Annotated in this window: 30 protein-coding genes and 1 riboswitch; of the genes, 11 read left to right on the top strand and 19 right to left on the bottom strand. The window is 30.8% G+C overall.

Features of this window, described 5'->3' with window-relative positions:
- Positions 1-75 precede the first annotated feature (75 nt).
- From CLRAG_RS07595 to CLRAG_RS07555, 9 genes are all read right to left on the bottom strand, one after another.
- A complete protein-coding gene (locus CLRAG_RS07595) occupies positions 76-690 on the bottom strand; it encodes a methyltransferase family protein (protein WP_083985595.1) in 615 nt (204 codons plus the stop codon).
- Positions 691-744: 54 nt separating this feature from the next.
- Complete coding sequence (locus CLRAG_RS07590; RefSeq protein WP_065077862.1) at positions 745-1,704, bottom strand: DUF4097 domain-containing protein; 960 nt, start codon at positions 1,702-1,704, stop codon at positions 745-747.
- 4 nt (positions 1,705-1,708) lie between these two features.
- Positions 1,709-2,365 carry a permease prefix domain 1-containing protein gene (locus tag CLRAG_RS07585; protein WP_065077861.1) on the bottom strand — a complete coding sequence of 219 codons (657 nt, stop codon included), beginning with the start codon at positions 2,363-2,365 and terminating at the stop codon, positions 1,709-1,711.
- Position 2,366: 1 nt separating this feature from the next.
- Positions 2,367-2,699: a PadR family transcriptional regulator gene (locus tag CLRAG_RS07580; protein WP_065077860.1), complete on the bottom strand. Its 333-nt coding sequence runs from the start codon at positions 2,697-2,699 to the stop codon at positions 2,367-2,369.
- Positions 2,700-2,891: 192 nt separating this feature from the next.
- Positions 2,892-3,476, bottom strand: coding sequence for an ATP-dependent Clp endopeptidase proteolytic subunit ClpP (clpP, locus tag CLRAG_RS07575; RefSeq protein ID WP_065077859.1), 585 nt, complete (start codon positions 3,474-3,476; stop codon positions 2,892-2,894).
- A 62-nt stretch (positions 3,477-3,538) separates the two neighbouring features.
- Positions 3,539-3,889 carry a helix-turn-helix transcriptional regulator gene (locus tag CLRAG_RS07570; protein WP_063554056.1) on the bottom strand — a complete coding sequence of 117 codons (351 nt, stop codon included), beginning with the start codon at positions 3,887-3,889 and terminating at the stop codon, positions 3,539-3,541.
- A 50-nt stretch (positions 3,890-3,939) separates the two neighbouring features.
- The gene (locus CLRAG_RS07565; RefSeq protein ID WP_065077858.1) at positions 3,940-5,388 is read right to left on the bottom strand and encodes a sensor histidine kinase; all 1,449 of its coding nucleotides are present in this window, start codon (positions 5,386-5,388) and stop codon (positions 3,940-3,942) included.
- A complete protein-coding gene (locus CLRAG_RS07560) occupies positions 5,378-6,070 on the bottom strand; it encodes a response regulator transcription factor (protein WP_065077857.1) in 693 nt (230 codons plus the stop codon). Before CLRAG_RS07560 ends, CLRAG_RS07565 begins: the two co-directional genes overlap by 11 nt.
- Before the next feature lie 51 nt (positions 6,071-6,121).
- Positions 6,122-7,375: a hypothetical protein gene (locus tag CLRAG_RS07555; RefSeq protein WP_065077856.1), complete on the bottom strand. Its 1,254-nt coding sequence runs from the start codon at positions 7,373-7,375 to the stop codon at positions 6,122-6,124.
- A gap of 178 nt (positions 7,376-7,553) precedes the next feature.
- Between CLRAG_RS07555 and CLRAG_RS07550 the strand changes: the two genes are divergently transcribed.
- The gene (locus tag CLRAG_RS07550; protein WP_065077855.1) at positions 7,554-8,288 is read left to right on the top strand and encodes a DUF434 domain-containing protein; all 735 of its coding nucleotides are present in this window, start codon (positions 7,554-7,556) and stop codon (positions 8,286-8,288) included.
- Here CLRAG_RS07550 and CLRAG_RS07545 read toward each other — a convergent pair.
- The 4 genes from CLRAG_RS07545 to CLRAG_RS07530 all read right to left on the bottom strand — a co-directional run bounded on the left by CLRAG_RS07545 (position 8,283) and on the right by CLRAG_RS07530 (position 11,801).
- Positions 8,283-9,344 (bottom strand): ABC transporter permease, encoded by a 1,062-nt coding sequence (locus CLRAG_RS07545; protein ID WP_065077854.1) that lies wholly within the window; start codon positions 9,342-9,344, stop codon positions 8,283-8,285. The genes CLRAG_RS07550 and CLRAG_RS07545 overlap by 6 nt on opposite strands.
- A 4-nt stretch (positions 9,345-9,348) precedes the next feature.
- Positions 9,349-10,086: an ABC transporter ATP-binding protein gene (locus CLRAG_RS07540; protein ID WP_065077853.1), complete on the bottom strand. Its 738-nt coding sequence runs from the start codon at positions 10,084-10,086 to the stop codon at positions 9,349-9,351.
- Between the two features lie 17 nt (positions 10,087-10,103).
- Positions 10,104-11,126 carry a spore photoproduct lyase gene (gene splB, locus CLRAG_RS07535; RefSeq protein ID WP_065077852.1) on the bottom strand — a complete coding sequence of 341 codons (1,023 nt, stop codon included), beginning with the start codon at positions 11,124-11,126 and terminating at the stop codon, positions 10,104-10,106.
- A gap of 261 nt (positions 11,127-11,387) precedes the next feature.
- Positions 11,388-11,801, bottom strand: coding sequence for a universal stress protein (locus CLRAG_RS07530; protein WP_013239932.1), 414 nt, complete (start codon positions 11,799-11,801; stop codon positions 11,388-11,390).
- A 221-nt stretch (positions 11,802-12,022) separates the two neighbouring features.
- Positions 12,023-12,124: riboswitch (TPP riboswitch) on the top strand.
- Positions 12,125-12,252: 128 nt separating this feature from the next.
- Here CLRAG_RS07530 and thiD point away from each other — a divergent pair.
- The 4 genes from thiD to CLRAG_RS07510 are packed head-to-tail and all read left to right on the top strand — an operon-like array spanning position 12,253 to position 15,776.
- Positions 12,253-13,056: a bifunctional hydroxymethylpyrimidine kinase/phosphomethylpyrimidine kinase gene (gene thiD, locus CLRAG_RS07525; protein WP_065077851.1), complete on the top strand. Its 804-nt coding sequence runs from the start codon at positions 12,253-12,255 to the stop codon at positions 13,054-13,056.
- Positions 13,057-13,086: 30 nt separating this feature from the next.
- Positions 13,087-13,896, top strand: a complete 810-nt coding sequence (gene thiM / locus CLRAG_RS07520; protein ID WP_065077850.1) for a hydroxyethylthiazole kinase — start codon at positions 13,087-13,089, stop codon at positions 13,894-13,896.
- Positions 13,887-14,498: a thiamine phosphate synthase gene (thiE, locus tag CLRAG_RS07515; protein WP_065077849.1), complete on the top strand. Its 612-nt coding sequence runs from the start codon at positions 13,887-13,889 to the stop codon at positions 14,496-14,498. The genes thiM and thiE overlap by 10 nt, the downstream gene beginning before the upstream one ends.
- 33 nt (positions 14,499-14,531) lie before the next feature.
- Positions 14,532-15,776 carry an HAD-IIA family hydrolase gene (locus tag CLRAG_RS07510; protein WP_065077848.1) on the top strand — a complete coding sequence of 415 codons (1,245 nt, stop codon included), beginning with the start codon at positions 14,532-14,534 and terminating at the stop codon, positions 15,774-15,776.
- A gap of 122 nt (positions 15,777-15,898) precedes the next feature.
- Here the strand turns inward: CLRAG_RS07510 and CLRAG_RS07505 are convergent, their stop codons facing one another.
- The 3 genes from CLRAG_RS07505 to CLRAG_RS07495 form a co-directional block, all read right to left on the bottom strand.
- Positions 15,899-16,591: an LrgB family protein gene (locus CLRAG_RS07505; protein WP_065077847.1), complete on the bottom strand. Its 693-nt coding sequence runs from the start codon at positions 16,589-16,591 to the stop codon at positions 15,899-15,901.
- The gene (locus CLRAG_RS07500) at positions 16,588-16,947 is read right to left on the bottom strand and encodes a CidA/LrgA family protein (protein WP_065077846.1); all 360 of its coding nucleotides are present in this window, start codon (positions 16,945-16,947) and stop codon (positions 16,588-16,590) included. Before CLRAG_RS07500 ends, CLRAG_RS07505 begins: the two co-directional genes overlap by 4 nt.
- Positions 16,948-17,164: 217 nt before the next feature.
- Positions 17,165-18,535, bottom strand: coding sequence for an MATE family efflux transporter (locus CLRAG_RS07495; protein ID WP_065077845.1), 1,371 nt, complete (start codon positions 18,533-18,535; stop codon positions 17,165-17,167).
- 398 nt (positions 18,536-18,933) lie between these two features.
- Here CLRAG_RS07495 and CLRAG_RS07490 point away from each other — a divergent pair, with 398 nt between their 5' ends.
- The gene (locus tag CLRAG_RS07490; RefSeq protein WP_242825683.1) at positions 18,934-19,368 is read left to right on the top strand and encodes a MarR family winged helix-turn-helix transcriptional regulator; all 435 of its coding nucleotides are present in this window, start codon (positions 18,934-18,936) and stop codon (positions 19,366-19,368) included.
- Between the two features lie 202 nt (positions 19,369-19,570).
- Here the strand turns inward: CLRAG_RS07490 and uppS are convergent, their stop codons facing one another.
- Entirely contained in the window at positions 19,571-20,203 is a 633-nt protein-coding gene (gene uppS, locus CLRAG_RS07485; protein ID WP_242872106.1) for a polyprenyl diphosphate synthase, read from the bottom strand.
- A gap of 117 nt (positions 20,204-20,320) precedes the next feature.
- On the opposite strand from uppS, the gene CLRAG_RS07480 reads away from it, so the two are divergent.
- Positions 20,321-21,280 (top strand): LysR family transcriptional regulator, encoded by a 960-nt coding sequence (locus CLRAG_RS07480; protein WP_065077843.1) that lies wholly within the window; start codon positions 20,321-20,323, stop codon positions 21,278-21,280.
- 147 nt (positions 21,281-21,427) lie between these two features.
- Here CLRAG_RS07480 and CLRAG_RS07475 read toward each other — a convergent pair whose 3' ends face one another.
- Entirely contained in the window at positions 21,428-22,054 is a 627-nt protein-coding gene (locus CLRAG_RS07475; RefSeq protein ID WP_065077842.1) for a flavodoxin family protein, read from the bottom strand.
- 223 nt (positions 22,055-22,277) lie between these two features.
- On the opposite strand from CLRAG_RS07475, the gene CLRAG_RS07470 reads away from it, so the two are divergent.
- The 3 genes from CLRAG_RS07470 (at position 22,278) to CLRAG_RS07460 (ending at position 24,298) form a co-directional block, all read left to right on the top strand.
- On the top strand, positions 22,278-22,634 hold the full coding sequence (locus CLRAG_RS07470; protein WP_065077841.1) for a winged helix-turn-helix transcriptional regulator: 357 nt from the start codon (positions 22,278-22,280) through the stop codon (positions 22,632-22,634).
- Positions 22,635-22,832: 198 nt separating this feature from the next.
- On the top strand, positions 22,833-23,639 hold the full coding sequence (locus tag CLRAG_RS07465; protein ID WP_065077840.1) for an amino acid ABC transporter substrate-binding protein: 807 nt from the start codon (positions 22,833-22,835) through the stop codon (positions 23,637-23,639).
- Between the two features lie 20 nt (positions 23,640-23,659).
- A complete protein-coding gene (locus tag CLRAG_RS07460; protein ID WP_065077839.1) occupies positions 23,660-24,298 on the top strand; it encodes an amino acid ABC transporter permease in 639 nt (212 codons plus the stop codon).
- Between the two features lie 18 nt (positions 24,299-24,316).
- On the opposite strand, the gene CLRAG_RS21225 is transcribed toward CLRAG_RS07460, so the two are convergent.
- Complete coding sequence (locus tag CLRAG_RS21225; protein WP_275507572.1) at positions 24,317-24,439, bottom strand: hypothetical protein; 123 nt, start codon at positions 24,437-24,439, stop codon at positions 24,317-24,319.
- A gap of 193 nt (positions 24,440-24,632) precedes the next feature.
- Between CLRAG_RS21225 and CLRAG_RS07455 the strand changes: the two genes are divergently transcribed.
- Positions 24,633-26,345 carry a methyl-accepting chemotaxis protein gene (locus CLRAG_RS07455; RefSeq protein WP_065077838.1) on the top strand — a complete coding sequence of 571 codons (1,713 nt, stop codon included), beginning with the start codon at positions 24,633-24,635 and terminating at the stop codon, positions 26,343-26,345.
- Positions 26,346-26,552: the final 207 nt, after the last annotated feature.

Below are 26,552 nucleotides of genomic sequence, written 5' to 3'. Positions count from 1 at the left end.
CTGTACTGATAATACACTTAGAGGACTTGATTAGTTTGCAAAATAATTTTTGTAAACTAATCAAGTCCTCATATCTTACCACACAAATGGAAATAAACAATACGTATGCTTACAGTAAACTTCAAATTCTTTTTTAAATTGTTCCTTTAATGCCTTTTCTTCAACTTTTATTCTAATCCCATAACATAATACACAAATGGCCAAAACAACTATAGGTGCCAATATATTCCTCAATGAAAATGCTATCCCTAAAAGACTTAGTATACTTCCTGTATAAGCAGGATTTCTTACATATCGATAAAACCCTTTTTGTATTAAATGTTGGTCAGATGTTGTTTGTACTGATAATGTAAATGCTTTTTTTAATGTCCACACGGAATAAGCCCTAATTACCGTACCTGCTATTATTAAGAAAATGCCCATATAATAAAATATGTGTGGAAATGTAAGTTTTCTTATAAATTCACTTACTTCTGAACCTGTGAAATAATAGCTTACATAAATACTTAGCCAATATCCTAAAATTATTAACCAAATTGAACCTCTATCAGATTTTTTCCTATTTTTTTTATTTCCGCTTGAAGCAAATATCCATATTATAAATTCACATAGAAACATAAATCCAATTGCACAAATATATATATTATATTCAAACATATTTGCAAATTTTGTGAAGTCACTAATGTCCAAACTCTTCCACCTCCAACATTTTATTTGATCCTTTTTCTTTATTCTTCATATTCATCACTTGCTTGAAATATCTATATCACCCGATACTGTACCTACATTTATTGTCTTATATGGGCCATTTCCTACTTGTGCAGATGCCTTGCTTTTTCTATTATTTTCATAGGTTAATGGAAAATCTCCCTTTATATCTCCAGAAGTACACTTTCCTTCAAATTTAAAACTCAAATTTTGAGGGAGTACCATCTTCACATCTCCAGAAGTAGAATTTGCCTTAGCATACTCATCAATGGACTTGTAATTCATTTTTATATCACCTGATACAGCTTTAGCATTTCCCGAACCCGAAATAGACTTTACAGATATATCTCCTGATGAAACTTGTATATTGTAATATTTAGAATCCAGGCTAGCTATATCTATATCTCCTGAAATTGTTTTTATACCAACATTATTTCCAGTAATACTCCCGTTCATCTTAAAGTCTCCAGAACTTTGTATACAATTTATATCATTCAATTTCATATCAGAGTTAAATAAGATATCTCCTGAAGTTGTACTTATATCTAAATCTTTAGCATAACTTTTAGGTACATACAATTCTATTTTCTCATTCCCATTGAATCCATCGAATATATTAATAAATTTATTGTGAAAAACTTTATTTTCATCTTTCCTTTTAATTTCAATGCTATTTCCCTGCTTTTCTATTGCAAACTTTTCTCCATCCTTTAACTTTCTAGATGCACTTTGTACAACTTTTAAGTTTAATTCATCTGTTGTCTGTACAATTACATCTCCTCTAGAAAATCCCAAGCTTATCTTACTACAGTTATTTACGGATGTGCTTTCACTTTTCTGTACAGCATACCTAGCACCTGCTATTTTATTTCCATATTCAAATATTGGAAAACCCTCTCCGTGAGAAAATCCATATAATAAGAAAGATAGGCCTGCTGCTGCAATGACAGCCCACATTACAATTAGTACTTTTATTAAGCTTCTATTTCTATTCATATTCCTACTCCTTCAACTTAAAGCTCAAAGTTATAATTTTTTCTACAGCAGCACCTATTATAAATATAATCCAGGAATATCCCCAAGCATCAAAAACAAAACTTAATATAAAATATAGGGCAACTATAATTAGCCATGCTATAGATTTAATTGATTTAATAATTTCCATTTGGCTGTCATTAGAAGATTTCCACTGTTTGAATTCTTCCACAATAGTATCATCTCCTTTTACATATTTAGGCTTTGAAGCATGATTATAAACTATAAGACATGTTGCAACAGCATCTATTGTAAGCATAATACTTACTGATACAACATCATTTACCATAAAGACTTGATTTAATAATATCAATATCACTACACTCATAATATATAATCCCACGGACACAGACAATACAAGTGCATTTTTCCTGCGATATTTTTGCTCCTCATCATAATCAAACATATTTTTATCTTTTAACCCTTCTAAGAGTTCATCTACATCACCTATACTTGAAATAGCTATTTTAAAAGCTTCTTCTTCACCTTTTCCTGAAGACACCAAATCATCATATTTATCTATAAGATTAGCTAAAAGCTCTTCTTTAAGCTCTGTTGCTCTATGAGTTTTAGGTGCATTTTCAAATAATTCTTCTACACTCTTTCTCAATCTTTCATGCATTTTAATTACCTCCATTAATTAACTTATCTATTAATTCCTTCGATTCATTCCAATCTAACCTATTTTGCTTTAGTACTTCTTTTCCCAATTCTGTTATAGAATAATATCTCCTTCTTGCTCCTGTATTTTGATCTCCCCAATAAGAAGTTATAAGAGAAGCTTTTTCCAGCCTTCTAAAAGCAGAATAAAGAGTTGCTTCTTTAAGTTCATACTTATTATCCGTCTTTTCCTTTATAAATTTATTGATTTCATAACCATAACTGTCCTTTCCAACTAAGTGCGCCAAAATTATGGTTTCTGTATGCCCCCTTATAACATCTGAAGTTATAGACATCTACTCACTCCTTACAGCATATTAAATTGTAAACTAAATTACTTTAATAATTTAGTTACATTATATAAAAGTATACCTCACCTGTCAAGGTATATTTTATTTGGACATATATATAACATAAATATATGTCCAAATAAAAAACAGCAGCTGCATAATGAAGTTTCCTTCATTATGCAGCTGCTGTTTAAAAAATTATTTTGAAAGGATTTTATCCACTAATCCATAATCTAAAGCTTCTTTAGCTGACATAAAATAATCTCTCTCAACATCCTTTTCTATCTTTTCAATAGGTTTACCTGTCATTTCACTGTATAATCTATTCATCTTCTTCTTTATTCCTAAAAGCCATTTTGTGTGAATTTCTATATCTGTGGCCTGACCCTGCATTCCACCGTATACAGAAGGTTGATGTATTAAAATTTCACTGTTTGGCAGAGCAAATCTCTTTCCTTTTGCCCCTGCTGCAAGCAAAAATGAACCCATGCTAGCAGCCATACCAACACATATTGTGGATACATCTGATTTTATATACTGCATCGTATCATATATTGCCATTCCCGCCGTAATAGATCCTCCTGGACTATTTATATAAAAATTGATATCACTGTCAGGATTGTCTGATTCCAAAAATAAAAGCTGTGCCACAATTGAACTTGCAGCTTCATCTGTTACCTGACCATTTAACATTACTATCCTATCTTTTAAAAGCCTTGAAAATATATCGTAAGAACGTTCTCCTGCATTTGTATGATCAATTACTACTGGTACATAACTCATTATTCAAATCACCTCATAAAAATATTGTCTTAATAAATAAAGTTCTTGGCATCGTATAAATATTAAGCTGCCATAGAAATACTACTTGCAGTTCTATTTCTTCTGAATTCTCTTGGAGGCATTCCATAAAGTTTTTTGAAGGCCTTTGTAAAAGATTCCTGAGAACTAAACTGATACTTTAATGCTATATCTACAATTTTATTGTCTGTATTTAAAAGCTCATTTGCAGCCTCTTTAAGCCTTCTCCTTCTTATATATTCAGCTACAGGTTCTCCAACAACAGAATGAAAAATTCTATGAAAATGATATTTTGACAGGAAGACTTTGTGAGCAATATCTTCAAGTTCTATTTTATTGTTTAAATTATGCTCTATATACTCAATAGACTTCCTAATACAAGCATTGTAATTCATTTTAGAATACCTACCTCCTTAAACCTTTTCCTATATTATATATTAACCTTTCATGTAAATCCTGTCTTTTTTTGCTCATTTATACCATAGGTGCCACTGCCAACAGTAAGTTTAGATGAATTATTTTTTAACTTAATATAAATTTTAAAAATATTATCATTACCTTCGGCCCAAACTTCTCCACCATGCAAATCCATAATATTTTTAACTATAGCAAGCCCCAATCCAGAGTTGTTTTTATGAGAGTTTCTAGACTTATCCCCCATATAGAATCTGTCAAATATTTTATTCATATCTTCAGTGGACAACTCTCTACTTGATAAGTTTTGAAAACTAATTATAGTATCATTTACATTATTGACAATATCTATATAAACTTCACTACTTTTTACACTATACTTTATAGCATTCGATAAAATATTTTGAAATACCCTGCTGATGAGATATGGGTCAATATTTAAGTTCAACTTTGTAATGCTATATTTTTTTACAAAACTTATTTGATACCTGCTTGCAATTATAGAAAGTTCCCCTATGATTTGTTCTACAATTTCAATTATATTTACATTATGTATTTCAAGATTTATTGCTCCACTTTCCAGTTTTGAGTATTCAAATAAGTTCTCTATTAAAACTTTTAGCTTTTCCGCTCTCTCCATAGATTTTTTGCTGTATACTTCCTTATCTTCTATAGAAACATTCTTATCATTTATCAAATACAAATACCCCATTAATGAGGTAAGAGGTGTCCTCAAATCATGTGATATGTTGGTTATAAGCTCATCTTTAAAGTTTTGGACAGACTTTTCACGATTTATCATATTATTTAAATTAAGTGACATGTTATTTATCTCATCTGCCAAAGTTCCGAGCTCATCTATACCTTTTTTATCCAACTTATAATTTAAATCCTCATGGGAGATTTTCACTATTCCCTTACAGATGTACTTTATATACCTGGTTTTTCTATATGAAACCAAATATACAATTCCAAGTGAAATAATTATTGGAATTAGTATCATTGACGTATATCTAAAAATATTATGATACATACCTGTGCTTTTCCATGTAACAAGTATGTATTTATTACCTGATATATTTATATTATACACCTGATATACTACATCTCCATCCCTTGGAGTGGTATTAAGTATAATATTTTTTATATTATCCAGATCAATATACTTGACTTCTACTTCACTTGATTTAAAAATTATGCGGCCTTTGATATCAGTAATAGCTATATTTACATTGTTCTCATCAGCCAAATTATTTATATAACTTTGAACTTCAGTATTTGTAGATTGCACATACCTATTTACCTGAACATAAATGTCATTTGATGCGTTTACAATATTTTGAGGGTTATTTGCATCCTGCATTATAACACTAAGGGCACCGCTTATACCAATTATAAGTATGACAAAGCTAAGTATATTTATAATCAAAAATTCCCTTGATATGCTCTTAAATGCAAACTTCTTTATCTTATTTATCAATTTTATAACCTACACCCCAAACAACTTTTATGTATTTGGGGTCCTTTGAATTTATCTCTATCTTTTCTCTTATATTTCTTATATGTACTGCAACTGTGTTTTTGGCATTGTAAAAAGGTTCTTTCCAAACACTTTCATAAATACTTTCCGTGCTTAAAACCCTTCCTCTGTTATTTGCAAGTACTTCCAAGATTGAAAATTCAATTGGTGTAAGTTCTATTAACTTTTCTCCAATAAATACTTCTCTAGATGCAGTGTTTATTACCATATCATTTATAAGAATTTCTTCTTTACTTTTTGGTCTTTCTACATTGAATTCAGAATACCTTCTAATTTGTGATTTGACTCTAGCAACTAGTTCTAGTGGATTGAATGGCTTAGTAACATAATCATCTGCTCCAACATTTAATCCTAATATCTTGCTGCTTGAATCATCTTTAGCTGAAAGCATTATTATAGGTATTTTTTCTTTTTTTCTAATTTCAAGACATGCATGTATACCATCAAGATTAGGCATCATTATATCGAGTATTATTAAATCTATATTATTTTCTTTAAGCTTGTCCATTGCTATCAATCCGTCTTCCGCAGTGATAACATTAAATCCATCATTTTTTAGATAAATTTCTATTATATCTAAAATATCCTTATCATCATCAACTACTAGTATAGTACTATCCATAAAAAATATCTCCTCTTAATATTGTATAAGATATTTTTATTATACACCACTTTATTTTCCTAAACTTTTGCTTTTTTTAACAAGTGGTATACTTATTTTCTCTATTAAATATGAGAAAAAATAAACAGCTATAAATATAGATGGAAATGAATAACGCGGCTGTCCCTCTGTTATAAAGTAAACACAAGAAAACATGTAAAAGCAAATTAAATTATATAGAGAGTATGAATCAATTTCTCTTTTTTTAATCAAATTTCTAATTACTTTTACACTGTACAAAAGCATTAAAATTATTGCAGGAGTAAATATTACATACCTTGCTATATAAGTATAAACTGCAAATAATATTTTAAAGAACAAATTTAAATTTGTTCCATTTAAACTGTAAAATAAATCACCTCCATCAAGATAAGTCTTAAATAGCCTTATAAAACCTAACTTTACAAAGGATAATGGATGACTTAATATCCACTTTTTAGCTGCTTTAGACAGCATTTTATTTTTTTCTGTAGCATTTGCATTTATATATTCTTTAGTACTTACAATAGAATTTTCAACATTTTTAGCATCCATCCAAACACCAGATTTATTTTGAGAATTGTTATTTATATAAAGTACTATTCCAGGATTGTTTGATATAGATGTAAACTCACCAATTAACTTAGTATTTCTATATATCCATGGAGATATAGAAACGCAGCTAACTATGAGTACCACAGCTGTATGTTTTAAAACATCTTTAAATTTCATCCTTAAACATATCTCCAATATGAATATAGCAAAAAAGAACACCATAAAAAATGGTTTTACCATAGCATCAGCAGCTGTTAAAACACCAATTATTACATATTTGTATTTAATATCATAAAAATATATTAGTGTTATAAGAAGTAATACAGTGGTAAATAATATTTCCGTTGCCAGAACACTGTTATAGAAAATATTACTTGGGAAAAATACAAATAACCCATAAATAATTTTACGTCTTTTCTCATTTAAATTTACTTTTTGTAGTATAATATAAAGCATTCCATAATTTAAAAATGTCAAAACTAAATTAGAAACTTTTGCTGAGACTAAGCTGTTTCCAAATACTTTATATATAAATCCAAGAACAATAGAATACCCAACAGAGGTATAAGTATCTCCCCATTGACCATCACTTGCAACTTGATTTGCAATCTGATTGTAATATGCAAAATCTGAAAAGGGCTGGGTATTTATTAAAGCAACCCACAATATGCTAATTAACATTGCTGCAAGTGTCATATTTCTGTAATATCTGCTCATTTGTATATCTTCCATTATGATCCTCCTGTACTCAATGCATATAAAACTTTGAATTAAATTTTAATTTATACACATAAATAAATTATCTGTAATTCTTAACTTTCAATTTAATTTTACAAGGTATTTTTTAAGAATTATCTATTAATTTTATGAAGATTTTATGAAGATTAGTCTCAAAAAGGAGGTTGTAAAAATGAACTATAATTTGAGAATAGTTAACAGAGGAAGTGATCCCAGTGACAATAGATGGTTTTCAAAAGAATCCGTTTTGAAACTTCAAAAAGCACAGGTAGAAGTATCCTGGTTACTTGATAGAGGTTATAAAATGCATTCAATTATAGAGATGGTAGGTAACCATTACCAGTTTTCACTAAGACAGAGAAATGCTCTTCAGCGTTCAACCTCTTCTAAACTAAGCTGCGAAAAAAGGAAATCAAAATGTCTGCCTTTTTCATGCATATCTGAGGACTGCATATACATAGACGGATTTAACCTTATAATAACCTTAGAAGTTGCCCTCTCAAAAGGAATATTAATATTATGCAGTGATAGTACCATAAGGGATATAGCTGGACTTAGGGGAACTTATAGTATTGTAGATAAAACCCACCTAGCCTTAAATTTAATTGGCCAAGAATTTACTACTTTAGGTATACCAAAGGTTAAATTTTTTCTTGATTCTGGAGTTTCAAACTCAGGCAGACTTAAAAATTTTATACTTGAACATTCAATTAAATGGGATATTCCAGTTGAAATAGAATTAATCCCAAATGCAGACCCTCTTCTCTCCAAAATGGGCAGAATTGTAACAAGTGACTCCATAGTTCTTGACAGCTGTTTAAGCTGGTTTAATATTGCAAGAAAAATAATAGAAGACTATGTACCTGATGCTAATATAATAAATTTAAGTAAAGATATTTCTTCATAACCGTCTGTATTTTTTTAGTGCCAATGAATTTAATACTATAAACAATAGTGCATAACCAAAAAGTATTAAGATATCCATATAAGCTTTTGAAAGTCCATACCCTCTAAGCACAATTCCCTTTAGGGCATCTGCACCATAAGTTAGTGGAAAGATTTTAGAAAGTACATTTACCCATATTGGCGTTTCTCTAAGGGGAAATAATCCACAAAACAATATTTGAGGTACTATGACTATGGGAATAAATTGAAATAATTGAAATTCATTTTTAGCAAATGCAGAAAGTAAAGTTCCAAGAGTCAATGATCCTGCTGCCAGCAGCACATTTACAAGTAAAACTAAAATTGGACTTCCTTTTATTGTAATGCCAAGACCATATACCATAAACAGCTGAATTACTAGAGTTTGAAACATAACAAATATACCAAACCCTAAAAAATATCCTAACACAATTTCTATTCTCTTAATAGGTGTTGCCATAAGTCTATCCAATGTACCGCTAATTCTTTCCCTTAAGAAAGATACCCCTGCCATGAGAAATACAAAAAAGAATATAAAAAATCCCATCATCAGAGGAGCAACCGTATCAAAAGTTGTCATATTCTCAGAACCATTTATATAGTTATACTCACTATCAATCATTCTAAAACCCAGCTGCTTTAGCATTGGATTTGATGCAATACTAGTATGCATATATTCATTAAAAGCTTTTGAAACTGCTTTTTTAACTGAATTTGAAGCTGCCATGTCACTTCCTTCAACAGTCACTATAATTTTATCATTTTCAAATTTAACTAGTCCATCTATAACATTATTTTTTACTCTGTCAAGGGCCTTATTTTCATCTTGAACTTCCACTATATTTGTCTCATTTTTAAGTGATTCCATAAGTGTTTGTGGTAAATTTATTCCTTCCAAATTTGGCTTATCTATACCTGAATTTAACATTATACTTAGCAAATACAAGACAAATATTGGCGCCACAAATAATAATGCAAGCGATCGTCTATCTCCTAAAATTTGTTTTGTAACTCTTTTTGCTACAGAAAAAGTATTCATATAGCTACACCTCTTCCTTTAAAGAACTAAAGTATAGAAAGGCATCTTCAATAGTTTTTCCACCAGAACTTTTTATTATTTTATCTGGACTTCCTTCTGCTATTACAATTCCATTTCTAATCAAAAAAAGTCTATCACACTTATATGCTTCATCCATTACATGTGTAGTTATAATTATAGTTCCATCATCCCGTCTTATTTTATAAAATTCATCCCAGAATTTTTTCCTAAGAACAGGATCTATGCCAACTGTAGGCTCATCTAAAATGAGCAATCTAGGTCTGTGCACTAGTGCTATAGCCAGTGATAATCTTCTCTTCATTCCACCTGAAAAGTTTTTAACTGCATTCTTATACTGCTCTTCCAAGTTAACAAGTTTTAAAACACCCTCAGCTCTTTTTCTTATAATACTTTTTTTAATATTGTAGAGTTCTCCAAAAAACAGTATATTGTCAATTGCACTTAAATCATCATACAATGCATCACTTTGTGCCATATATCCTATTTTTGAAGTTACACCAAGGGACGGCATTTTTTCACCAAGTACTTCAATAAATCCTTTAGATAATTCTTTCATTCCAATAATAGATTTTACAATAGTGGTCTTTCCTGAACCAGAAGGTCCTAAAAGTCCAACTATCTCTCCCCTTTTTATATCCATATTAATATTTCTTAATACAACTTTTTTATCATATCTAACTTCTGCATCCTTTATTTTAACTACATTTTCTAATTCCTGCATGATTAAAATTCTCCTGTTTATATAATGTATTTTATATCTTCTTTTGAGAATCTACTTGAAAGTTCTCTTTCAAAAAAGGTTTTAATTTCTTCCATCTGCTCTTTTGTGTACAAAAATTTACCATATCCAAACTGACCATACTTGAATTTTCTCTCACTATCCTCCATTGGTAGTGTTGTTTTAGGAAATACCTGTAGTATGATATTTTTAGCCTTAGTTGTATATCTATGAGATATGACTTCAAATCCAATAGGATTCTTTAAATTTTTAGGCATTCTATCATATAACATGTCTAAAACTTTTTCATATTCCTGCTTCCAATTTTCATATATGAATACAGGTGCTATTATAAAACCTATAGGGTAGCCTGCTTCAGTAAGTTTAAAAGCAGATTCTATTCTTTTTTCCATTGAAGCTGTATAATGTTCGTATTGTTTTATTATCTTATCTGTATTTAAACTAAATCTTATTTCCGTATGACCATTATGATTTATGTTTAAAAGTCCATCTATATCATTGTACTTTGTTACGAACCTAAATCTTGCAAGCTTTTGATCTCCAAAGTATTCTATACTCTTTTTAAGTGAATTTGTATAAGGCTCTACAGGAACTGGATCGGAGGTTGCAGCACCTTCAAATACAGTTATTTCAGGATTTCTTTCATCTATATATTTTTGAGCCTGTTTCAAGATGTCATCAACATTGACGTGAACTCTCACAAAAGGTTTTTCTCCTAATTGTGTGTTTAAATAGCAGTACTCACACTGTCCAATGCAGCCACTAACTAATGGAAGCTGATAATGTGCTGAAGGCTTACAACTTTGAAATTTCAAGCTCTTTTTTACACCCACAACTAAAGTCTTTTTACCTTCCCTGTACTTTTCATATATATCTTTTCCTGGCACAGCTGACATAACTCTATTTGAGGTTAATTTTATTATCTCCACTTGGTCATCATTTTTAAATCGACTGTATATCTCACTTCCCAGAGAATATTCTAGAGCACCTTTTTCAAAAATAACTCTACGAGGAACAAACATCGACCACACACCTTCCTTATATAGAGTTTCTAATCAAAAAATTTTTTTTAAATACTGAGAGCCTTTGAATACTTGTACCTCAAGCAATTCATAGGATGCTCATTAAAGTATGTGAAAAAATCAATAAAAATATTCTAAATAAACAGAGTTCTTGGCATCAGATAAAATCACCTATAATTCCAAGTCCCAGGCGAATATTTTAATATGCAGATAAAAATAGCCATAATGCTTGTACAACATTATGGCTATTTTAAACTATTTTTATTCTGGAACAATCATAACTAAAACCTGTGAATTTTTTAATACTTTACTTGTTACGGATCCGATCATTCTAGCCAAACCCTTTTTATTAGATTTAGTCATAATTATCATATCAAATTCATCACAATTTGCCTTTTTCAGTATTTCATCTGCTACACGTCCAAAAACACAATATTTTTCAGGTTTATATTCTTGAATCTTTCTTTCAGCTCTATCTAAGATGTTTTCACCTTTTTTCCTTGCCATATCTACCATGCTATTTGATACACCCGTTTCATTTACTATAACTATTTCAGATACATACATAAGAGTTAACTGTACTTCATCTCTGGAAAACAATTTTTTTAAGCAGTCAAGTGAATGCATACTTCTCTCTGTTTCATCTAATGGGACTAAAATTCTTTTCTTTTCCATATCAACACATCCTATCATTTTTATTAATTTATTTTGTAACAAAAATCTTCAATTAATGCCATTATATCACACGTACTGCAAAAACTTTTATTCGACTGCTATTGCTAACACCTCCCACATTCCATTTATGTACATATGGGGAGACTTAGTCAATGAAGTAAATATTAAAATTCCATATTGCAAATTTTTATCACTGTAGTAAAATTAATGTATAAAACTTAATACTTTTGTGGGGGTGCTGCAAGGCTGAGAAGAGATCTTTCTCTAACCCTTTGAACCTGATCCAGATAAAACTGGCGTAGGGAAGCAACTTACATATTTTTGATTTTAAAGGTATATGCTTTTCTGCATATACCTTTTATTTTGACCTGATGGCTGCCTACTGTAATACTCCCACTAAGTAAAATTCAATTGATATTAATTTTAAAGTTACTAAATTAGGGGGATAAAAATGAAAAAGGTATTAACAATTGCAGGTTCTGACAGCTGTGGTGGAGCTGGTATACAAGCTGATTTAAAAACCATGAGTGCCCTTGGCGTATATGGTATGAGTGTCATAACTGCTGTTACAGCTCAAAATAGCATAGGAGTACAGGACGTAATGGATGTAACTCCTGAAATTGTAGAAGCACAAATAAGATCTATATTTGATGACATACAAGTAGATGCAGTAAAAATTGGTATGGTTTCAAACAGCAAAACCATATCTGTAATAAAAAGGCTTTTAATAGAATACAAAGCTAAAAACATAGTAATTGATCCTGTAATGGTATCAAAAAGTGGTTACTTTCTCTTAAAACCTGAAGCACAAACAGCTATAAAAGATCTTACAAGCATTGCAGACGTTGTAACTCCAAATATTCCAGAAGCTGAAGTTCTAACCGAAATGAAGATAAAAAATAGCAGCGACATGGAAAGAGCAGCTTTTAGCATAAAAGATCTAGGTGCTAAAAACGTCCTTGTAAAAGGAGGCCACAGGTGTAATGATGCCAACGACGTTCTTCTTTATGAAAACAAAATATTAAACATAGACGGTCATAGAATAGATACCAAAAACACTCATGGAACAGGATGTACCTTATCTTCTGCCATAGCTTCCTTCTTGGCTAAAGGTGAAAGCACTGATAAATCCGTATATCTTGCAAAGCAGTATATAACTAAGGCTATAGAAAATTCCTTTTCCATAGGAAGCGGCGTTGGTCCCGTGGGACATTTCATTGAATTATATAAAAAAGCTGATGTAGATTTCAAATAAACAGAGTTCTAATATAAAGGAGTATGAAAAATGGATAATTTAAACTTAGACAGTGTGTCAAAAGTGTTAACACAAGTAAAAAATAAAGTACCTCTTGTAGATTGTATTACAAACAGTGTCACTATAAATGACTGTGCAAACATTCTATTATCTTATGGAGCTTCTCCTGCCATGTGTGAAGCTTATGATGAAGTTTTTGATTTTGTAAAAATATCTTCTGCCCTATATATAAATTTAGGAACCCTCACAAAAGAACAGGAAGCTGCAGTAATCCTAGCAAGTACCTCTGCAAAAATCCACAATATACCTGTAATACTTGACCCTGTAGCTTGTGCTGCTATACCAAGGAAAGCTCAAGTTATAAATAGAATTATGCAAGTTGGTAAAGTAGATGTTATAAAAGGAAATGTAGGTGAAATTAAATTTCTTGCAGGACAATCTTCTAACGTAAGAGGAGTAGATTCCTTAGATAATGGAGAAGGAGCCTTGGATTCAGCTGTAGCTTTAGCCAAAAAGTACAACTGTGTAGTTGCTGCAACTGGCAAAGAAGATTTTATAACAGACGGTAAAAATAGTGTTGTAATTCAAAACGGGGTGGAAATGTTAACTAAAATAACTGGTTCAGGCTGCATGCTTGGAGCATTATGTGGTGCTGCCATAGGTGCCTCTGAGAATAAATTTATAGCTACTGTAAGTGCTATACTTTCAATGAATATAGCTGGCGAAGAAGCCTATAAAGCAGCAAAAGCTCCTGGAACTTTTAGAGTTAAGCTAATAGATTCTATATATGAATTAACTGAAGAAAAATTAAAGAAAGGAGGTAAAATAACTTGGAAGTAGATTATAGTTTATATCTTGTTACAAATAGAAGTTTTTTAAAAGACAAGCCCCTGCAGCAAGCTGTAGAAGAAGCAATTTTAGGTGGTGTAACCATGGTTCAGCTTAGAGAAAAAGATGCATCCACAAGAGAATTTTACGAAATTGCTAAAGAAGTTAAAAAAGTAACTGATCACTATAAAGTTCCTTTTTTAATAAATGACAGACTTGATATAGCCCAAACTGTAGATGCAGATGGAGTTCACCTTGGTCAAAGCGATATGCCTATAAACACAGCTAGAAAAATATTAGGTAAGAATAAAATAATTGGAATATCTGCAGGCAATGTGAATGAGGCCTTAGAAGCAGAAAAAAGTGGTGCAGATTACATTGGAATAGGTACAATTTTTTTCACAGGAACTAAAAAAGATATAGATACTCCTATAGGTATAGGCGGTCTCCGTAAAATATACAGCAGCATAAATATACCTGCTGTTGCCATAGGCGGCGTTAATGAAACTAACTTTAAAGAAGTATTGTCAACTGGAGTTGATGGTATTTCAGTTATATCTGCTATTTTAGGGAAAAGCAATATAACTGCCGCTGCTAAATCCCTTTGTAAATAGCTTTATAGGAATAAAATTTAAGGAGCGAATAATATGATATTTGATGCATTTGATGCATTTCTATTTGATTTAGATGGAGTAATTTATGTAGGAGATAAGCCTCTTCCAGAAGCAGTACAATCTCTTGAAATACTTCGTAAAAACCAGAAAATAATTCGATTTTTAACAAATAATCCATGCACAACACGTGAAAAAATAGCAAAACGATTAAATGCACTTGGAATAGAAGCAAATAGTACTGAAGTGATTACATCAGGATGGGTGACCACTCAATATTTACAAAATAAGAACATAAAGAATGTATTTGTTCTTGGTGATGAAAATTTAAAATGGGAATGCCATAAGGTAAGCATTAATACTAATGATATAGATAATGCAGAAGCAGTTGTTATAGGTTGGGACGATGATTTACGCTTCCGCGATATTAAAAAAGCAGTGCAATTAATTAATAACGGTGCCAAATTCATAGGCACAAACAGTGATAATAATTTTCCAAGTATAGACGGTCCATCACCTGCAGTTGGATCAATTGTAAAAGCTGTTCAAGTAGCAGTAGAGAAAAAGCCTATCATTATAGGAAAGCCACATTCATATATGTTTAAAAAAGCTCTAGATAGTTTAAAAACATCATCTAAAGTAGTAATGATAGGTGATAATCCATATACAGATATTTTAGGGGCGCATCAGGCAGGAATATCAGCTATTTTAGTATCAAGTGAAAAAACAAACAAATTTCCATCTGCTAGGGATTTTCATAATGCTGATGCTACTATTGCAAACCTAAAAGGTTTATTTGACAATAATATAACCATTAAAAAATGGAGTTCTCCTCATTTTCCATGGCCTAACGATGGTGTTAAGGCAGGAGTTGCCGGTATTATATTTGATAAATCTCAAAGGGTTCTTTTGATGAAGCGTACTGACAATGGATTATGGGGAATCCCTTCAGGTCATGTTGAACCTGGAGAAACTGTAGAAGAAGCTATTATAAGAGAAATTAATGAAGAGACTGGTTTAAAAGTTAAAGTAAATCGATTAATTGGAATATATTCTGATCCTGTTTCACAAGTTTTTTCATATCCAAATGGCAAAATTAATCATTTTATTACAACTTGTTTTGAATGTGAAGTTGTAGGCGGTAATTTAATTAAAGAAGGAGAAGAAACCTTAGATGTAAATTACTTCGATTTTAACTATTTACCAAAAAATCTTTTACCAATGCACCCAAGATGGCTTAAAGATGCCTTAGAAAAAGAAAAAGTTTCATATATACGTTAATTAATGTTTTATACTACAGATGCAATTAAAATCATAAACAGCATGTCAAAAGTACCATTTTTTTGAGGTATTTTTGACATGTTCATAATTAGTTACTATTAGTTTTATTATCAGTATCATCTCTACATAAAATTAGCAAATATTGATGCACCAATTACTGTTAACAAACCAGATACTACTATAGCCACACTACTCATGGCTCCTTCAACTCTTCCCATTTCCATTGCTTTTGATGTTCCAATAGCATGAGAAGCAGTTCCAATAGCAATTCCTTTGGCAATTGGTTCATTAATACGGAACACTTTGCAAACTACTTCACCAAGCATGCTTCCAAATATTCCCGTAATAATAATAACTGCTACTGTAATTGTCACATTTCCACCTAACTCCTCTGAAATTCCCATACCAATTGCAGTAGTAATAGACTTTGGTAATAATGTTACATATTGTTCATGTGTGAATCTAAAAATTGTAGAAAACAAGTATATACTTCCAAGACTTGATATTACTCCTGATAAAACTCCTATCATAATAGCTTTTATGTTGCTTTTTAGTAGTTCAAGTTGTTGATATAGTGGTATTGCCAGACATACCGTAGCAGGAGTTAACAAATAACTCAAATATTTTGCTTCATCATTATAACTTTTATAGTCTACCTTAAAAATAACTAAAATAGCCATTACAAATACAATCGAAATAAGCAATGGATTTAAAATTGGCTTATGAAACTTTTGATAAAGAAATAATCCTATTTCATATCCAATAATACTAACTAATACTCCAAAAAATGCCGAACTGCATAATAATTCTTTCAACTTTTGCTCCTTTTCTCAGTTCTAATCATAAACTGTGTAACTTTCCCTGCGATTACCATCACAATTACTGTAATTAATATCGTACTCAGGATAACTGGAATACATATATCCTTTAGTGCTTTCCATGAAACTAATAAACCAGCCGCGGCAGGTATAAACATTAGCGGCATAATTTCTATCAAAAAATTTCCAGTTTCTTTTACTTCTTCAATGGGAATTATATTTTTCTTTAATGCAAAAAGCATAAGAATCAAACCATATATACTTGCAGGAATAGGTAAAGGAATGATATATTTTAATACTTCTCCAATAAAGGTAACTGTCATAATAATTCCAAATTGCCAAATATACTTCATATAAACACCTCATCTAAATTGATAACGACAATTCAAAATTGTACAACCCCTAACTTTCCATGTCAAGCAAATTTAAAAAATGGTACTAAAAAACGTTTCCTAACCTCATTGATTTCTTTTATTCTAATTCCAGCTAATTTCACTAAATACACAGCATTTCTTGTAGTCCAAATTACAACTTTCAATTTGTAATTAAAATAAATTTAAATTTTGTACACTAATTTAAATATTCTTTTTGATTCATAAAATTATTCAATTTTTTGTTTACCCCAAGCATAAATAGTGCTGTTAAAATAACAGTTAGTAAATCTGCTGTAGGCTGTGCCCAAATTACGCCTTCGATCCCCAAAAATTGCGGCATAACCAAAATAGCCGGGATAAAAAACATTCCTTGACGGCTAATACTGAGAATTCCGCCTTCTTTTCCCATTCCAAGAGCAAGGAATAAGCACATATATACCTGTTCAAATCCAAACAAAATAAATATAATTCCATTTGCCCTAAGTGCCCTGCCTCCTATATTAATGAGCACTGCATCATTTTTAGAAAACAGCGACACGATCTGATCAGGAACCATAATCAGAATAAGTGCAATTGCAGCACAGAATATCGTTGCCCACTTAAGTGATACTTTTGTGGATTCATTTAACCTATCATAGTTTTTTGCACCATAATTGTATCCTGCAACCGGCTGATAGCCCTTCATAAATCCAAACACAACATAGCTTCCAAGTGCCATAATACGAGTTACCACTCCGATGGCTGCTACCGCTGAATCACCATAACTGCTTGCAGCAGTATTAGAAAGCCCCATTGAAGCACTTGACAGAAGTTGATAAACCAAAATTGGAATTCCTACTTTAAAAATTTGAGTAAAAATTGTACCATCAAATCTAAAGTTGTATATAGAAAACCTGAGACTGCCTTTTTTACTTAACATATACCAGATATATAAAATAGAAGCTAAAGCTTGTGATATAACAGTTGAGATAGCTGACCCCTTGATTCCAAAACCTAAAGAATAGATTAAGATTGGGTTTAATATAATATTAAAAATACCACTGAGCAGCATAGAAGTCATTGTTAGTTTTGCCATTCCTTCAGATGTTACAATATTATTCATAGTTACACTAAATATATTTAAAATTGAACCTGTAATGTATATAACTGCAAATTCTCTTGCATAGGGTAATATTGTTTTTGTAGCTCCAAGACCTATCAATATATTATCAAGAAAACACAGAGATACAGCTATGGAAATGATACCAACAATTAAACTAGAAAGCAGTGCAGTAGAAGCTGTTTCATTTGCCTTAGTTTCATTTTCCTCCCCAAGAAGCCTGGAAATATAAGATGCAGCGCCATTACCAAATGTCATACCAAGTCCTACTATGACCTGCGCAATAGGAAATGTAATGGACACTGCCCCCATCTGGCTGGTTCCAAGGCCACCCACAAAGTAAGCGTCCACAACATTGTAAAGTGCAGAAACCATCATGCCTATCATGGTAGGTATACCCATTTTCAATAATACTTTAGAGATTTTCTCATCACGCATCATTTTAAGTTTTTCATTATTCAAATTCAAAATATCATATCCTTTCTTAAGTGTATATATACTATACGCTATATTTAAAAATATATTGTTGCTTCAATTTGCTGTTAAAGTATCCAAGATTCAAAACTTAATTTTCATTATTTATAAGTATAGGTGCTATACGCCTTATATAAGAAATTTCTTATTAAATATAATAAAACCCACCCCCCTCATCTTTTCATTTCTCGATTATTTATTAAACAAATTGAAGTTTCATATTTTCTATACAGATAGTGTATAGCACCTATACTCTATTGTCAAGCAATACTTAACTTTTTTACTTGAAATTTCTCTTTCGTATTAACCCCTATATTGACAAAAGTGTTTATATGCTATACCCTAATAATATGATGAATTTTAATTTTGATAATAAGTTAGAAATTAGCTACATGCTTTTAAGATTAGGTGTAAAACTTTCTGAGCTTGATAAACAAACTAATTATTATGGAACAGATACTCCTCTTTTTTACGCTGAAATTCATATGATCAGAGCTATAAAAGAAAATGAAGGTATTCATGTTAGTGGTCTTGCAGAAAAACTGGGAGTGACAAAAGGAGCAGTTTCCCAAATAATCATGAGACTTCAAAAAAAGGGTATGATAATTAAAGAAGTTGATCCTCGTAATTCTTCAAGGTTGAATCTCCGTTTAACACCAAAAGGTGAAACAGCCAATATGTACCATAAAAAAATTCATAATAATTTTGATGACATTGTTAATGATATTTTAAAGGATGCTTCCGATACAGAAAAGTCTTTCTTGAAAAATTTTTTAAATTCTCTTGAAGAAAAAATTGATACTTTTGACAAAAGGAAAAAACAATAAAAAGATTTCTAAGCATCAGGTAGGGTCAAAACTCCATCTGATGCTTAGAAATCTGCTTATGTTTTTAATTAGGCTATGTTAAAGAATAGTGTTGATAATGTACTATAAGCGAACTCCTAAAAAAGTTTCTTTAATAATACTATGAATTTATTGCATTATAGTATTTAATTGCATTTTCTAAATGTTCATATTTAAAATCTGGTCAAGGGTCATTCGTAAACCACAACTTCGCCTTAGCAGACTGCCATAACAAAAAATTACTTATCCTCATTTCTCCACTTGTTCTAATAATTAAATCAACATCAGGCAATCCTGAAGCAAACATATAATTGCTAATTAACTCCTCGTTTATTTTATAAGCATTAAGGTTTCCACCATCTATATCATACATCATATTTTTTGCAGCATTTGCTATTTCCGAACGTCCTCCATAATTTAACGCAATATTTAATATCATACCTGAATTATTTTCTGTTAAGTTTTCTGTCTTTCTAATTTCATTTATTAATTCAGAAGAAAGATTATTTGTAGTACCAATATGCTTTACCCTAATATTTTCTCCAGCTTTACTACGTAATTTTATAAAAAATTCCCCAAAAATCTTCATTAAGAAATTTACTTTTTCATCAGAACGACTCCAATTCTCAGTAGAAAAAACATAGAAAGTAAGTACTTCAACTCCCAGTTCGAAGCATTTTTTTGTAATACTTTCAATTGGCTTTGTACCAGCTCTATGACCAAAAGTTCGAGGAAAACCTTTCTTTTTAGCCCATCTACCATTTCCATCACAAATTATAGCAATATGCCTTGGTATCTTAATTTTGTTATCATCCAATTTTTCAATCTCCTCATAAATTTTACTAATAAATTGATATTATCATTTTTTTGATATATAATCAAATTTATGTATTTTAATTAATATATAAATTTGATTTATGTAGAGGTGAAGAAATTGTTTCAAATCATGAATTATGTTTATGAAGTCTATAAGTGTGGAAGCTTCTCAAAGGCATCAAAAAATTTACATATGACGCAACCAGCCTTAAGTATTGCAATTCGTAAACTGGAACAAGAAATTGGCCAACCTTTATTTCAGCGAAAAACATCACCACTTAAGTTAACTGATGCAGGGCGCATATATATGCAGAAAGTGGAAAAAATTATATCAATGGAACAAGAATGCACTGATTACTTTCAAAACTTAAATGAAGTCAAAGTTGGAAAAGTTACAATTGGTGGTGCTATTATATCTATGACCTACTTACTTCCTGAACTTATTGTTGGTTTTTTTAATCAATATCCAGGAATTGAAATTGCTGCAAAAGAAGCATCTCTTCCAGTACTTAAAAGTATGCTAGCAGATGGAAGCATTGATTTAATTTTAGACACTAATTGGTTTGAAGAAAAAATCTTTCAATCCATTCCTTTATTTACAAACCAAGTTTTACTTGGCATACCTCTGAATCTTTCTATAGATAGGAAAATTTTTGCTTGCGGCATGACATCCGAAGAAATCAGAGCAAACAAACATCTTTCTCAGAATCAACCAGCCATTGACCTATATAATATGGGGAATTTTCCTTTTCTTTTGCTAGAGCCAACAAATGAAATTTTCGGAAGATCAAAGGCAATTTTTAATTATTATCATATTGAACCATTAGTAAAGATGTCATTTAATCAACAGATGACTTCCTTTGAATTTGCTTCAAAGGGGCTTGGAGCCGTTTTTATTTCAGATACCCTTGTCAAGTGTTCCCCTAATGCAGAAAATCTTCGCTTTTATAAACTTAACTGCCCCATGCCAAAACGGGAAGTCTCCATTGCCTATAGCAAAAAGATTTATGTTACCAAAGCAACTCAGCGTTTTATTGATTACACTACTAAATTTTATAGAAGGGAAATTAACCATTGAGCTAATATTACTTTAGTAACTATTTTGTTGAGCTAGTGTTACCCGGCTCAACAAAGATTATTCTATAGTACAAAGAGAGTTTTAATTATACTTCTTGTATTGAGATAATACTCAATACCCCACTATAAATTGAAATTTATAAAAACACTAACGGATGAAATTTGTGCAAGCAGATTTTTCTGTTGTAGGAATGTTAATACCTTGTTCCTTACCAAGTTGAATACACTTAAGAAGCCATGCCATGTTTCTTCCAATGTTACGCATGGTCTGTAATCCTTCTAAATCTTTCTTCACATCTTCAGGAGTAAAGCCATGCACCATATTCCAATAAGTAGATGACACAACCGGCATCTCTGCAATGGTAAAGTACTTGTTCAGTACATCTATAGACGCTGTAGTTCCAGCACGTCTTGCTGATGAAATAGCAGCAGCTGGTTTGTGTCTAAATACAGATGATCCAGCATAAAATAATCGATCTAAAACCGACAACAATCGTCCGCTAGGATGCGCAAAATAGACCGGTGTACCGAATATGAAGCCATCTGCATCTTCTGCCTTCTTCAATAACTCATTGATCCCATCATCATCAAATACACAAGAATTGTGTAATTCCTGGCATTTATTGCAGCCAATGCAGTCACGAATTGGCTGATTACCAATATGGACAATCTCGCATTCAATTTGTTCTTCTCTCAAAACCTTTGTAATTTCTGCTAATGCTGTATAAGTACATCCATTAGATCTTGAGCTACCATTCAATAATAAAACTTTCATTTTTTCCTCCTTATTCTATATGCCCATACTGTCAGTACAGACAGCATGCTGCTATAGATTATATTTTTAATCTTCAAATAGTCATATTCTCAATGAATTGACACCCTTTCTTGGTTTAACTATAATTATATCGTAAATGATCAACTTAGCAATAATGCACTTTTTTGTTATATACTATACTTTTGGTTTAATACTATACTATTGGATAGTAAGGAGATATAAGATGGATAAAGCTAAATTAGAAAGTTATAACTGCGCAGTAGAAGCGGCAATGGATATTGTTGGAGGAAAATATAAAGCCATTATCATATATGAACTGATTGATAAGACGTTAAGGTACAATGAAATTCAGAAGTGTATTCCACAGGCAACACCAAAAATGCTCAGTCACCAGTTAAAAGAACTGAAGAACGACGGCATTATCAATCGTGTTCTTTATCCTGTGGTTCCTCCTAAGACAGAATACTCACTTACTGAACTCGGTAAGACATTTGTTCCTATAGTAAAATCTCTTTGTAAATGGGGCGAAGACTACTTCCAATTAAATGACGTACCAATACCATGCAATAAATCAAAATAACTTAACAGAAATATCTGTATGCCTCCATTTGTAAACTAACGTTTCTCATTAATGACAACACTACTTCCAATACAATTACAGCATCATTATTAAACGTAATATTTTATAGCTATAATTAATTTACTAGTTTACAAATTTAGCACGGTAAACTATAATATTTATTATAATTAATTTAATATAAATTGGGAGGTCTGTGAAATGAAAAAGAAATTAGGAATTTTAACTTTGGTAATATTTTTGCTTGGAATAATGCTTACAGGATGTGGACAAGGTCAGAAATCAAGCGATAAATCCTGGGATGATATAAAATCAAAAGGTCAGTTTGTAGTTGGCTTAGATGATAGTTTTCCTCCAATGGGCTTTAGAGATGAAAAAGGTCAAATCGTAGGATTTGATATAGATATGGCCAAAGCAGCTGCACAAAAAATGGGAGTAAAGGTAGTTTTTAAACCAGTAGAATGGGATGGCATTATACTTAGCTTAAATAACAAAGACATAGATGTTATATGGAATGGTTTGACTATAACTGATAAAAGAAAAAAGCAAATAGCATTTTCAAAAGTATATCTTCAAAACAAACAGATAATTGTAGTAAAAAACGATTCTAACATAAAAAATAAAAAAGATTTATCAGGTAAAATAGTAGGACTTCAAATGGGGAGCAGCAGTGAAACTGCATTGAATTCAGACGCTGCTACAGCAAAATCTCTAAAGAATATTAGAAAATATTCTAATAATACAGAAGCATTACTTGATTTAAACCAAGGTCGTATAGATGCAGTTGTTGTAGATGAAGTAGTTGGAAGATACTATTTGCAAAAGAAACCTGGTTTATACAAAATACTTGAAGATAACTTCGGCAAAGAAGACTACGGTGTTGGTATAAGAAAAACAGATGAAAGTTTTAAAAATAAACTTGATGAGGCACTGGATTCAATGAAAAAAGATGGAACAGCAAATAAAATATCTCAAAAATGGTTTGGTAAAGATATAATTGCAAAATAATTGGTTAGGATGTGATTTATATGTCTGATATCATGGACATTACAGGATTTATACTAAGTGGAAGCTTAATAACTATACAACTATTTTTTATAACGGCTATTTTTTCTATACCCTTAGGATGCCTAGTAGCTCTAGGGAAAATATCTAAAATCAAACCCATAAAGGCTATACTCAGCTTATACACCTGGGCTTTTAGGGGAACACCTTTACTTTTACAATTGTTTTTCACCTATTTTGGTCTTCCTGTAATTGGCATAAGGTTATCTCCCTTAGCAGCTGCAAGCATTGCTTTTACTATAAATTATGCCGCATATCTGGCAGAAATTTTTAGGTCAGGCATTGAATCAATAGACAAAGGACAATTTGAAGCTTCTAAAGTTCTAGGTATGAATTACTGTCAAACTATGATAAAGATAATAATTCCCCAAGCCATTAGAAATGTAATTCCTCCTGTTTGTAACGAAAGTATCAATTTAATAAAAGATTCTGCTTTAGTTGCAACTATAGGTGTGGGAGATCTTCTAAGGGCAGCAAAAGAAGTAGTTACTCGTGATTTTACAATTACTCCTTTTATAATAGCTGCTATACTATATCTTATTTTAACCTCAGTTTTAGTTATGGCCTTTAGAAAATTAGAAAAAAAATATTCTATTAATTAATATTTAAATCAAGTCCTGCTATTTGGTACTAACAGGACTTGATTTTTGATTTTCTTTGTTTTCTTTACTATTTTCCAAACATTCCTGTAAACATTCTTCTATTACTTCCATAGTAATCTCAAACTTATTATTATCCTCCAAATTTGACCCTCCACATCAATTTAATATCATATTACTATAGTATTAACAATATCAAAAAGTGTTAATACTTATATTTAAATTATATTTATAAAATTTATCTTCACTTTAAGTTTATTTTAAGTTTCATGTTGGAAAATATACTCAACAAAATATAACACAATAATTTATTGTAACTTAGAAGGGAAGATAAGAAATGAACACTTTACAAAAATTAAATGTAAAATCCAGACTAATTATATCTTTTATAATCATTTCCATGTTTATTTTCATAGTTGGCATGGTAGGAACATCCAGCATTAAATTAATCAATACAAAAGGTCAAGATATGTATGATAAAAATTTTAAAAGTATTTACCTTCTTACTGATACAAAACAAAATTTAACAAAGATGAGTGCAGATCTTACAAAATTAGTTTATGAAACAAATGCTAATCAAAAAAGCTCTGCAATTAGCGATATGAAAAAAGCTAAAAATACTATAAATCAACATATACAGGAATATAATAAATTGTCTTTAACATCTTCAGAAAAGAAAGAATGGTCCTCTGTTCAAAATCAAGTTAAACAATATATGAGTGTTACTGAAATTGCAACTAATTTTGCAGTTAACTCAGATTATACTCATGCTGAATCAGGAGTTGAAAAAATGTCTACTCTTGAAACAAATACTTTTAAAGGCGTTGACAGCCTTATAAAGAGTACTGTCGAAACCTCAAGGATTACAAGCGTTAATAACAATAATGTATCTAACTATGTAAATATATTAAGTATCACATTATCTTTAATAGGCTTTATATTGTCCATATTGATAGGTCTATTTACAGCTAAATACATAAATGATCCATTATCCAAAATAGTAACTCTAGGCAAAAATCTTTGTAATTATGATTTATCACATGTGTACAATTTAAAAAGAAAAGATGAGTTTGGACAAGCTATTAATGAACTTGATAAAGCTCAAAGAAATGTAAAAGATCTTATATTAAAAATCACAAACAATTCTGAAGAAATGGGTGCCTCAAGTGAAGAGCTTTCAGCATCAGTACAAGAAATAACAGCAAAATTTGAAAGTATAGAAAATGATACAAAAAATATACTAAATGAACTTGAAGAAAATAGTGCTTCTTGTGAAGAAATAAGTGCCTCAGTTCAGGAAGTAGGTTCTAGTGTAAATGAATTAGCAAAAAATGCTGATGACAGCAGTAAAGCTTCTATTAATTCAAAAGATAAAGCTGCTAAATTCAAAAAACATATAAATGACTCCTTAATAGAAATAAATAATATATATCATGAAAAACAAGGAAATATAATTAAAGCCATTGAAGATGGAAAAGTAGTAGAAAACATTAATAACATGGCAGATACCATCGCTGCAATTGCAGAGCAAACTAATCTTCTAGCACTTAATGCAGCTATTGAAGCAGCAAGAGCTGGAGAACAGGGAAAAGGATTTGTCGTAGTTTCAGAAGAAGTTAAAAAGTTGGCTGAACAATCCTCAAAAGCAGTGGCAAATATTAAAGATACAATTTCTAAAGTTCAATATGCTTTTAAAAATCTTTCAAATAACAGCAATGATATATTGGACTTTGTACAAAGTAATATAGCTCCAGAATTTAAAAATTTTGAAGAAATGAGTAATGAATATTATAAGGACTCTGAATTTATAAGTTCTATATCTGAAAGGGTAGCTGCAATGTCAGAACAATTAAGCGCAACCACGGATCAAGTAAGCACTGCCATTCAAAGCATGACAGAAAATATATTAAAAACATCTAATAGCACTGATTCTATAGAAAAAGGTACTCGTGAATCCTCAATAGGTATAAATCAGATTTCTCTTACAGCACAAAGTCAAGCAGAGATGGCTCAAAACTTAAATGAAATGGTTCAAAAGTTTAAATTATAATCACATAGAGCTCCTAGACGAAAAATAAACTTATGCTCCGAATATTTTTACAACCACAAGTACTGTTAAATATTTTGATAAGTCTAAGCAAAAAATTCACAAAAACCTAAGGACTTTTGAAAACTCGTACCTCAGACAATTCAAAAGTCCTAAGCTTTTTCATAAATTTTCTACTAAGACTTATATACAAAATATTTAAATGTACTT

The sequence above is a fragment of the Clostridium ragsdalei P11 genome, assembly GCF_001675165.1.
Lineage (GTDB): Bacteria > Bacillota > Clostridia > Clostridiales > Clostridiaceae > Clostridium_B > Clostridium_B ragsdalei.
The sequence above is the reverse complement of the archived record's forward strand: the minus strand, read 5'-3'. Positions and strand labels throughout refer to the sequence as shown.